Source organism: uncultured Subdoligranulum sp. (assembly GCF_937890665.1).
The window spans coordinates 1-9358 of sequence record NZ_CALADU010000270.1; the positions used below are offsets into that span (position 1 = coordinate 1).

At 53.8% G+C, this 9358-nt stretch carries 9 protein-coding genes and 1 pseudogene; 8 read left to right on the top strand and 2 right to left on the bottom strand.

What is annotated here, in order from left to right:
• Positions 1-36: 36 nt before the first annotated feature.
• The 8 genes and pseudogenes from Q0526_RS15030 to Q0526_RS15065 all read left to right on the top strand — a co-directional run.
• A pseudogene (locus tag Q0526_RS15030) lies at positions 37-420 on the top strand (AAA family ATPase); the annotation flags it as partial.
• Positions 420-872 (top strand): hypothetical protein, encoded by a 453-nt coding sequence (locus Q0526_RS15035; RefSeq protein ID WP_298735296.1) that lies wholly within the window; start codon positions 420-422, stop codon positions 870-872. The pseudogene Q0526_RS15030 and the gene Q0526_RS15035, both read left to right, overlap by 1 nt.
• 244 nt (positions 873-1116) lie before the next feature.
• Entirely contained in the window at positions 1117-1437 is a 321-nt protein-coding gene (locus Q0526_RS15040) for a hypothetical protein (protein WP_298735299.1), read from the top strand.
• 176 nt (positions 1438-1613) lie between these two features.
• Positions 1614-2984 (top strand): NCS2 family permease, encoded by a 1371-nt coding sequence (locus Q0526_RS15045; RefSeq protein WP_298735302.1) that lies wholly within the window; start codon positions 1614-1616, stop codon positions 2982-2984.
• Between the two features lie 478 nt (positions 2985-3462).
• Positions 3463-4470, top strand: coding sequence for a glycosyltransferase family 2 protein (locus tag Q0526_RS15050; RefSeq protein WP_298735305.1), 1008 nt, complete (start codon positions 3463-3465; stop codon positions 4468-4470).
• Positions 4467-5264, top strand: coding sequence for a capsular polysaccharide synthesis protein (locus Q0526_RS15055; protein WP_298735308.1), 798 nt, complete (start codon positions 4467-4469; stop codon positions 5262-5264). Before Q0526_RS15050 ends, Q0526_RS15055 begins: the two co-directional genes overlap by 4 nt.
• Before the next feature lie 163 nt (positions 5265-5427).
• The gene (locus Q0526_RS15060; protein WP_298735312.1) at positions 5428-6315 is read left to right on the top strand and encodes a hypothetical protein; all 888 of its coding nucleotides are present in this window, start codon (positions 5428-5430) and stop codon (positions 6313-6315) included.
• A 256-nt stretch (positions 6316-6571) separates the two neighbouring features.
• Positions 6572-7714, top strand: a complete 1143-nt coding sequence (locus tag Q0526_RS15065) for a 3D domain-containing protein (protein ID WP_298735315.1) — start codon at positions 6572-6574, stop codon at positions 7712-7714.
• Positions 7715-7803: 89 nt separating this feature from the next.
• Here the strand turns inward: Q0526_RS15065 and buk are convergent, their stop codons facing one another.
• The gene (buk, locus tag Q0526_RS15070; RefSeq protein ID WP_298735318.1) at positions 7804-8871 is read right to left on the bottom strand and encodes a butyrate kinase; all 1068 of its coding nucleotides are present in this window, start codon (positions 8869-8871) and stop codon (positions 7804-7806) included.
• A 27-nt stretch (positions 8872-8898) separates the two neighbouring features.
• Positions 8899-9358: phosphate acyltransferase (locus tag Q0526_RS15075; RefSeq protein WP_298735320.1), on the bottom strand; the 460-nt coding region annotated here is incomplete at its 5' end.

The following is a 9358-nucleotide window of genomic DNA, read 5'->3' on the forward strand; positions in this document are numbered from 1 at the left end:
GAAGCCATAGAACAATTCAGAAATGAGGTGAAGTCATTGAACACGCAAATCATCGCCATCGCCAACCAGAAAGGCGGCGTTGGCAAGACAACCACCTGCGCGAACCTGGGGATTGGGCTGGCGCAGGCCGGAAAGAAAGTGCTGCTGATCGACGGGGACCCGCAAGGCAGCCTGACCATCAGCCTGGGCCACCCCCAGCCGGACAAGCTGCCCTTTACCCTGTCCGACGCGATGGGCCGTATCCTGATGGACGAGCCGCTGCGCCCCGGCGAGGGTATCCTGCACCACCCGGAGGGCGTTGACCTGATGCCCGCAGACATCCAGCTCTCCGGCATGGAGGTCTCCCTGGTGAACGCCATGAGCCGGGAGACCATCCTGCGGCAGTATCTGGACACGCTCAAGGGACAGTATTCCCATATATGCCTCTGCGTCAAGATGGCTTTGTGACATTCGTTGAGAAATCGCCTGCAGCAATTTCGGTAGCGGAAAATGAACAGATTCCACAAGAAATATCATATAAGGTGTTTTCTTACAATCATCACAGTATGAAAGGAAATTTGCAGGAAAAGAAAAATACGATTTTAAAGCTTGCAGAGCTATTGGAAGCTAAGCGGCCCCAACTCTCTAAAGTTGATAGTGGGTTCTGTAATGATCTTTTTTATTTATTCAACAATCTGAACCTTCGACATAATAATATCGATCCTTCGATGAAAGGAAAATTTAAACAGGCGGTTGCAGAGATGTCTCCGGAAGAATTAGAGCATTGGTATGATGAAACATATCAAATGTGCTTGCTTGCTTTTTTACGGTTGGAACAGGAAGAACGAAAGATTGAAGTTGACAAACTAAAAAGTAGAATTGAAGGTATTTGATCTTGTGTCTAAAAAGGTCAAAGTAAAGGGCTACCCCAAAATGAGGAAGCCCCAGTGCTTTGCGATTGATTTTTGCCTTAGATTAATTCATGCGGTCAAGCATGTCTTAACGTTGGCGTTTGAAGCTGTATAAGATTTAGTATAATGAAATTCGGTTGGAGGTTTTTACTGCTTTTGACTTTCCTCCACAGCCCTGAGCTGCCGTGGATAAGAAGCAGAAAAGAAGCAAGGCGCCTCGCAGATTTTGGCTGAAGTTGTAAAAACTTTTGTCTGGATGATTGTAAAATGTACGGTTCTGTGTTATTATTGCCTCCGGAAAACGCTCAAACCGAAGCAACCAGATCACATTTGCCGCACCGGAAACAGTTCAGCAAGCGCTAATCGCGATTTCAAAACCTTTCAGATCCCCGGAAAGCTATGGCTTTCCGGGGATCTTTCTGTTGCAGGATTTGTTTTGTTCTATGCGATGGGAAAGGATCGTTGCTTTAGAGGAGGCGGAAATAAAAGGGAAGTGCCCCTAACCGGTGAAGGAATGCGGGAAAAATGGGGCAAGCCTTCCTTTTAAAAGCGAGAATCTTTTGGGAAAAGTATGACTATTTCACATGGGAACGAAAAAAATCTTTTTTAAAATATGGACAAACTATGTCTAAAATGGTAGAATGAGTGTCACGGTTTTTTCTCCCCGCACTTTCTATGGAGCAAGGGGCGGAAAACAGCATCCATTGAAATAGGAGGAATTTCATGTTAGAACGAGTTTTTAAGCTGCGGGAAAATCATACCAACGCCAAAACAGAGATCATGGCCGGTATCACGACCTTCATGACGATGGCGTATATCCTTGCAGTCAACCCGAGTGTCCTTTCGGCCACCGGCATGGATGCCAATGCCATCCTGATTGCCACCTCGCTGTCCGCCTTTATCGGCACGGCGTTGATGGCGCTGCTGGCCAATTATCCCTTTGCCTTGGCCCCCGGTATGGGTCTGAATGCTTATTTTGCCTATACCGTCGTTCTGAAAATGGGCTACACTTGGCAGATGGCATTGATGGCCGTCTTTGCGGAAGGCATCATCTTCATCTTGCTGTCTTTGACCAACGTCCGTGAAGCTCTTTTCAATGCCATTCCTACGACCTTGAAATCTGCTGTCAGCGTGGGCATTGGCCTGTTTATCGCGTTTGTGGGCCTGCAAAATGCCAAACTTATCGTCAATAGCGACTCCACGCTGCTGACCTACCAGAGCTTTAAGGGCGAAACCTTCCACAGCGTGGGCATCGGTGCGATCTTGGCGCTGATCGGTGTTTTGGTCATCGCCATTATGCTGGTCAAAAATGTCAAGGGGGCCATCCTTTACGGCATCCTGATCACTTGGGCTCTTGGCATCCTCTGCGAGTTGTGTGGCCTGTATATCCCCGATGCGGATGCCGGGATGTACTCTGTCATCCCTACTTCTTTCGTTAGCTTTGATTTCTCCGCTTTGGGCAAGACCTTTGGTCAGGTGTTTAAGGTGGATTTCTCGGGGCTGAATCCGTTGGATTTCTTCGCGGTTATGTTTGCCTTCCTTTTTGTCGACCTCTTTGACACGCTGGGCACCTTGATCGGCGTTGCTTCCAAGGCCGATATGCTGGATGAGGACGGCCACCTGCCCCGAATCAAAGGGGCACTGCTGGCCGATGCCATTGCTACCAGCGCGGGTGCTCTGTTGGGCACCTCCACCACCACTACCTACGTCGAGAGTGCTTCCGGTGTTACCGAGGGCGGCCGTACCGGTTTGACGGCGATGACCACTGGCGTTCTGTTCCTGCTGGCGGTGATCTTTAGCCCCCTGTTCCTGACCATTCCTTCCTTTGCAACGGCTCCTGCTTTGATTATCGTTGGCTTCTACATGCTGGGCGCCGTCGTGAAGATTGACTTCGATGATTTGTCGGATGCCATTCCGGCGTTCCTGACCATCGTGGCCATGCCGCTGGCTTACAGCATTTCGGAGGGTATCACCATCGGTGTCATCTCCTGGACGCTGCTGAACCTCATCACCGGCAAGGCACGGGAAAAGAAGATCAGCCCCTTGATGTACGTGCTGACAGTTCTGTTTATTTTGAAGTATATTCTGCTGTAAAGTTTGGTTGAAAAAGGCGGCGGATAAAAGTGTAAGCAGTATCCGAAACGCTGCCGAGAAACCCCATAGGACGCCGTGCATTGCAGCGGTGGGAAACTTGCTCCCCGCAGCGGGCAACCCAATGTCCGCGTGCTTGCAATCTTTCCCAAACAACCAGTCTGCTGTTGCAGCGTGTCCCCTGATTGAGTTCAAACGCCCCGAAGCGCATTGCGCTTCGGGGCGTTTTGTTTGTGACGGAATCCGGTGGTGCGTTGCTTTTTCCCAAAAGGTATGGTATGCTAAAAAAGAAAAATGCACAACGAAATTTTGATTTCGTTGCAAAATGGCGGACTTTCTGACAAGATGTTTCTTCCCCAAAAGGAAGCTTGGCGGTATCCCAGAGCGGTCCCCCGATACGCGGCGACTGCCTTTTGGGGGGGCTTGGGGAGAATGGCAGAACATAACCATGCAATAACTTTGCAAGATCGAGAGGGAAACGATGGAAGGAATTTGGCTCAGCGTTGTGATACCGCTGCATGATCCGCCGCAGGATCAGCTTTGCCGGGCCATTGACAGCGCGCGGGCAGCCACGATTCCCACCGAGATTTTACTGGTAGATGATGGTTCTCGACCGGATGTGGGGACGTTCTGCCGGGCCTTGTGTCACCAAGATGGGCGGATTCGGTATTTTTATCAGGAAAACCAAGGGGTGAGTGCGGCCCGAAACCGAGGAATGGCGGCGGCGACCGGACAGTATCTTCTATTTTTAGACGCCGACGATTGGCTGGATGACCGTTTGTGGTCCTATTTGCAGGCAGAAGCGGAACGAATCCATGAGGATTGGGTGGTTTTTCAGGTGATGGATTTCCACCCCCAATCGGGGCAGTACATCCCTCGTCCGCTCTTTTCCCAACGGTGTACCGATAAGGCGGCGATGATCGCCATGCTGACCGGGTCGGCTCAGCTCAGTGAGTGTTGGGGAAAGTTGATCAAAACCCGATTTGTGCAGGCCCATGGCATTCGGTTTCCCATCGGTATTGCACAAGGGGAAGACCGGTATTTTAACGGGCAGGTTTTGCTGCACGCCCAGACAGTTTTGGGGGTGCCGGTCTGTGGGTATGTCTATCGTTATGCGCTGAAAAATACCCAGCGATTGCTCCAAGACCCCGACCGGTATTTTGCTTCGTTTGAAATCAGCTATCCCTTGCTGCGCCAGTTGGTAGAAACACTGACCGAACCGGGACAACGCAGGAAATGTCTGTCCGGTTTGAACTGGAACTATCTGGAACAGCTGGGGTCGGATGCCATCAAGTGCGCCCACAACGGTCTGCTGGATGCGCAGACCCAGCAGCGAATCTTGGCATTGGTCAAGGAACAGGATATTCTGAATCCCCGAACGCTGGGCCCCACTGCCAATCTTAAGGCGTGGGGGTATGCATGGGCATTGCGTACCCGCTGTTGGTCGTTCTTTCGTTGGCTGGACAAGGTAAAAGGAAACAAAGCATGAAGTTGTCTGGAAAAATGGTTCGTTTTCTGCAGGGATTGTGGAATAGTGCCCGGTTCGGCCCGGCGGTCTTTGGGTGGACGCTGCTGGCTAAGCTCCATCCCTGCGCCGGTTTTCATCGGGGAAAGCAGGCGGCCATTTTGACGGTACTGCAAAAGCGGTTTGGGGCGTTCCTTCAACAAGAGGCAGAAAAACTGCAAGCGGATTCTGCCGCAGAAACACACTCCATCGGGAACGCACCCGTATGGGTACTCTGGCTGCAAGGCTATGAAGCGGCCCCGCCGCTGGTCCAGACCTGCATTGACAGCATTCGGCGGCAGGCGGGGACACGGCCGGTGATTTTGCTCACCCAGCAAAATGTGGAAGAATATGCACAACTGCCGCCTTCCATGCAGGAATTGTGGTTGCAAAAAAAGCTGTCCGTGCAGCAATACAGTGACTATCTGCGCAGCTATCTGCTCGCGCACTATGGTGGTCTGTGGCTGGATGCCACGGTCTACTGTGCGGCCTCGCTGGAACAACCGGATTGGGCGGAGCGGTGCTGGCATACCTGCAAAATGCAGGAGCCGGATGATACCCATGCCTATGTTTCGGCATATCGGTGGAGCGTTTTTTGCATGGCTGCCGCCAAGGGAGGGCAGATCCCCCGGTTTCTCTGCGACTTTTTTGCGGAATATTATCGACGGTATGACCGACCTATCGACTACCTGCTGATTGACTTTGCCATCGAACTGGGGTATAGAAATGTGGAATCGATTCGTCGTATGGTGGACGAACTGCCCCAGAACAACCCGTAGCTATATGCCTTGGCGGGGGTGCTCAACGCCCCTTACGATGCGCAGCAATGGCAGCAGATGTGCCGGGATACCCAATTTTTTAAACTGAATCATCGCTGCGTGCTGAAGCAAAGCGCAGATACCTATTTCGCCGTGCTGAGCGGCCGGTAAGGAGGCAATCAACGTGTCGGTTTTGTCGGATCGGCTATCCAACCTATGGTGCCAAACCGTAAAGTTCTGGGCATTTTCCCTCGTCAAGCGGGAGCAATACCAACAGATCCGCCGCAATACGCGGTGGAAAAATCGATATCGCGGCAAGCACTGCTTTATCTTGGGCAATGGCCCGTCCTTAAAAGATGTGCGGTTTTCGGACCTGCAAGAGGAGTACGTTTTTACCGTAAACCAGCTAATGCGGCGGGAAGATTTCAAGGATTTGCACGCCAACTTTCATCTCTGGTCGGATTTTCGCTTCTTTGATGTGGATCCCGACGACGAAGGGGACCAAGAACTGCTGCGGGTAATGCGTTCTCTCAATACAGAAGGGAACCAGCCGGAGTGTTTTATCCCGGCGGATTTCATCGACTTTGCCAAAAAGTACGGCCTGATGGATAGCCTGCGTATGAACTTTTTCAAGGTCAATTTGGCGTTCTATGAGCATTTTCAGGAACCTATCGACTTTGCCAAGTATCTGCCCAGTCAGGCCAGTGTGGTAGTCTATGCCATTATGCTGGCGATTTATATGGGGTTTGAGGAGATCTATCTCTTGGGCTGCGACACGACCGGCATTGTGGTTTTTGTAAAATCGATTCTGCAAGCTAACGATTCTGCGGATTATGCCTACCAGCTCAGCAACGCAGAAAAAGCCCGAATGACCAAAATGGCTGAAAACGCTACGATGGAGGGCAATGCCCGCTCCTATTGGGAACTGTTGCGGTCATATCGCATTCTGTATGAATATTGTTCCAAACGGGGAATCACCTTGGTGAATTGCTCCTCCAGCACCGTAATCGGTTCGATCCCCCGGGCTAAACTGTCCGATGTTTTAGCGCAAAAGAACTCGGACTCCCATTGAACCGGACAGAAGCCTTTGCATCCCGCACGCCGCGCCTTCCTTTGAAGGTGCGGCGTGTTTTGCCGCAAAAAGAAACGTGCCTTCTTCACAAAGTTTGCCCTTTTGGCGAAAAATTCCGTAGAAGATCCAGTAAAATGGTTCTGGACAACTAAGGCAAAGTGAAGTATAATAAGCCGGAACCGTGAACGGTTATCGAAAAATTGTCTGGGGTGCCTGCCCTTTGCGGGGCCGGCACTTTCTTTGTGAGGAAAATCATATGCCTTTATCCGTAAAAACCAAAGAGCATATCCGTCGTCGGATGGAGCTGGAACTGCCCAAGTGGGGGACGCTGTTGGGCGGCGCTTTGGCGCTGGGATTGGCCATTGCCTTTACCTCCCAGTCGCTCCACTTTGTGGTGGTCAGCGACACCCACGGCGGCAGTGTGCGCATCCTGACCAGTTCGGACAGCGAGGAAGTCTTGCTGGCGCAAACCGATACTCCGCCGCTGGGAGAACATGATGAGATTGTCTGGTCACAGATCGCAGACGGGGAACAGATGCAGGTACTGCGGGCCTATACGGTGCCGGTGACGGCAGACGGTGAAACCCATGAGGTGATCACCACCGGAGCGACCGCCGCTGAACTGCTGGCTGGGCTGGGCATCACCTATGATGAGGACGATTGGGTGACCCCTGCGGCCGACGAGGTGGTGACCGAGGGCAGCAGCCTGACGCTCCAACGCGTGGAATATGTGGAGTATACCGAAGAGGTGGTGGTTCCGACAGAGCGGCAGGAAATCCCCACCAGCCTGTTCTACCGGGATGAAGACGAAACGATGGTCCTGCAAGAGGGCAGCGATGGATTGGATACCGTGACCTGGCGGGACGTCTATCTGGATGGTGTCTGGTCTGAAAAGCAGGAGGTAGAGCGCATTACACAGGTGGAAATGGTGCCCACTGTCGTCAAGGTCTACGGGGAAGAAACCCCCGTCTCCTCCTTTGTGGGACCGGAGATCGTGGACGGGGTTCCGTCGGAGGGCGTGACCGAGACCTACACCGGGCAGCGCTCCACCGGATATTCGGCCTCCGCCACGGCGAAAGGCGCCAGCGGCCGCCGGCTGACCTACGGCACGGTGGCGGTGGATCCTTCCATTATTCCCTACGGGACGCTGCTGTACATTACCAGCGATGATGGAAAATTTGTCTACGGCTATGCCTATGCGGCGGACACCGGCACGGCATTGATGACGGGGCATGCCTTTGTGGACCTCTATTACCAGACCTATGAAGAGTCGGTGGAGAGCGCTGTGATTCCGGTGACGGTCTACGTGATTGACGACGCGGTAGCGGCGCAGTATGAGGAGCAAAACGACGAGATCATGGAAATGTTGCTGGCGGAAGCCGAGGAGGAAGCCTCCTGATCGCGAAACAACAAAAAAGCAGGAAAGACATCTGTCTTTCCTGCTTTTTGTAGTTTACAACGGGGGAGAGGGCTCCTTCGCGGAGCCTCTTAGTATTCTTTGGCCTGCTCTTCGCCGGTAACGACGCGCAGGGCGCCCTGACAGAGCGCCAACAGCTCGTCTTCACCGGGGTAAACGGTGATGGGCGCGATGAAGCCCAGATACTTCTCCAGAATCTCGCGGGTGTAGGCACTGTAAGCGATGCCGCCGGTCAGGATGATCTGATCCACCTTGCCGCACAGCACGGCAGCCATAGCGCCGGCATCCTTGGCGATCTGATAGTAGAAAGCATCCTGCACCAGCTTGGCCTCGGCATTGCCCTCGTCCACCATCTTGGACACCACGCGGGCATCGTTGGTGTGCAGATAGGCGTTGAAACCACCGTTGCCGCAGATCTTTTTGTAGACCTCCTGCTGGGTGTACTTGCCGCTGAAGCACATCTTGACCAGATCGCCCACAGGCACGGTGCCGCTGCGCTCGGGGCTGAAGCAGCCCTCACCGTCCAGAATGTTGTTGACATCCACCACCTGACCGTGGTCATGGGCGCCTACGGATACGCCGCCGCCCATGTGAATGACGATGAGGTTCAGATCCTCGTACCGCTTGCCGTTTTCTTTGGCAAAACGGCGGGCCACGGCCTTCTGGTTCAGGGCGTGGAAGATGGAGCGGCGGGGCAGCTCGGGCATACCGGACAGCCGGGCCTTGTCGGTGAGCTCATCCACCACGACGGGGTCCACGATGTAGCTGGGAATGCCCAGCGCATCGCCGATCTCACGGGCCAAAATGCCGCCCAGATTGGAGGCGTGCTGGCCCTGTACACCGGCCTTCAGGTCGGCCAGCAGGGCATCGCTGACAGCGTAGGTGCCGCCGGGAATGGGCTTGAGCAGGCCGCCGCGGCCCACGATAACGTTCAGCGTTTTGGGATCGCAGTTCTTCTCTTTCAGGAAGTCCAGAATGATCTCCTTGCGGAAGTCTTTCTGGTCGATGACGCTGGCGTACTTGGCAATCTCTTCGGTGGGATGGCGCAGGGTTTCCTCGAACAGCAGGGTCTCGTCCTCGAACACGCCTACCTTAGTGGAGGTGGAACCGGGATTGATGACCAACGTTTTGATGGACATGGTATCGTCTCCTTTTCTTTGGGTGTCTTATTCCGCCTGCAGGCCTGCCGCAACAACGGCTGCCAGCGCGATGGAGTTGACCTTGGTCTGGAAAGAGTCCGAACGGCTGGTCAGGATGGCGGGCACCTTGGTGCCGGTCAGGATGCAGCCATTTTTGCACTCGGCGGTGTGTACCAGCGTCTTGTAGACCAAGTTGCCGGCCTGAATGTCGGGGAAGAGCAGGATGTCGGCGTGGCCGGCAGCAGGGCGATCCTGCGCACCCTTGTGGGCGGCAGCTTCGGGATCGATGGCAATGTCCATCGACAGGGGGCCATCCACCACACAACCGGTGATCTTGCCTTCCTCGTTCATCTTGCGCAGTTCGTCAGCATCCACGGTGCAAGGCATCTTGGGGTTGACCACTTCCACGGCGGCCAGCGGTGCCACCTTCGGGCATTCCACGCCGCAGGCATGGGCCACAGCCACGGTGTTCTCGATGATATGGACC

Excerpts from the sequence above, each read along its gene's own strand:
- Q0526_RS15065 (WP_298735315.1), top strand. The coding sequence starts at position 6,572 with ATGCCTTTATCCGTAAAAACCAAAGAGCATATCCGTCGTCGGATGGAG.
- Q0526_RS15055 (WP_298735308.1), top strand. The coding sequence starts at position 4,467 with ATGAAGTTGTCTGGAAAAATGGTTCGTTTTCTGCAGGGATTGTGGAAT.
- Q0526_RS15050 (WP_298735305.1), top strand. The coding sequence starts at position 3,463 with ATGGAAGGAATTTGGCTCAGCGTTGTGATACCGCTGCATGATCCGCCG.
- Q0526_RS15045 (WP_298735302.1), top strand. The coding sequence starts at position 1,614 with ATGTTAGAACGAGTTTTTAAGCTGCGGGAAAATCATACCAACGCCAAA.
- buk (WP_298735318.1), bottom strand. The coding sequence starts at position 8,871 with ATGTCCATCAAAACGTTGGTCATCAATCCCGGTTCCACCTCCACTAAG.
- Q0526_RS15035 (WP_298735296.1), top strand. The coding sequence starts at position 420 with ATGCCTCTGCGTCAAGATGGCTTTGTGACATTCGTTGAGAAATCGCCT.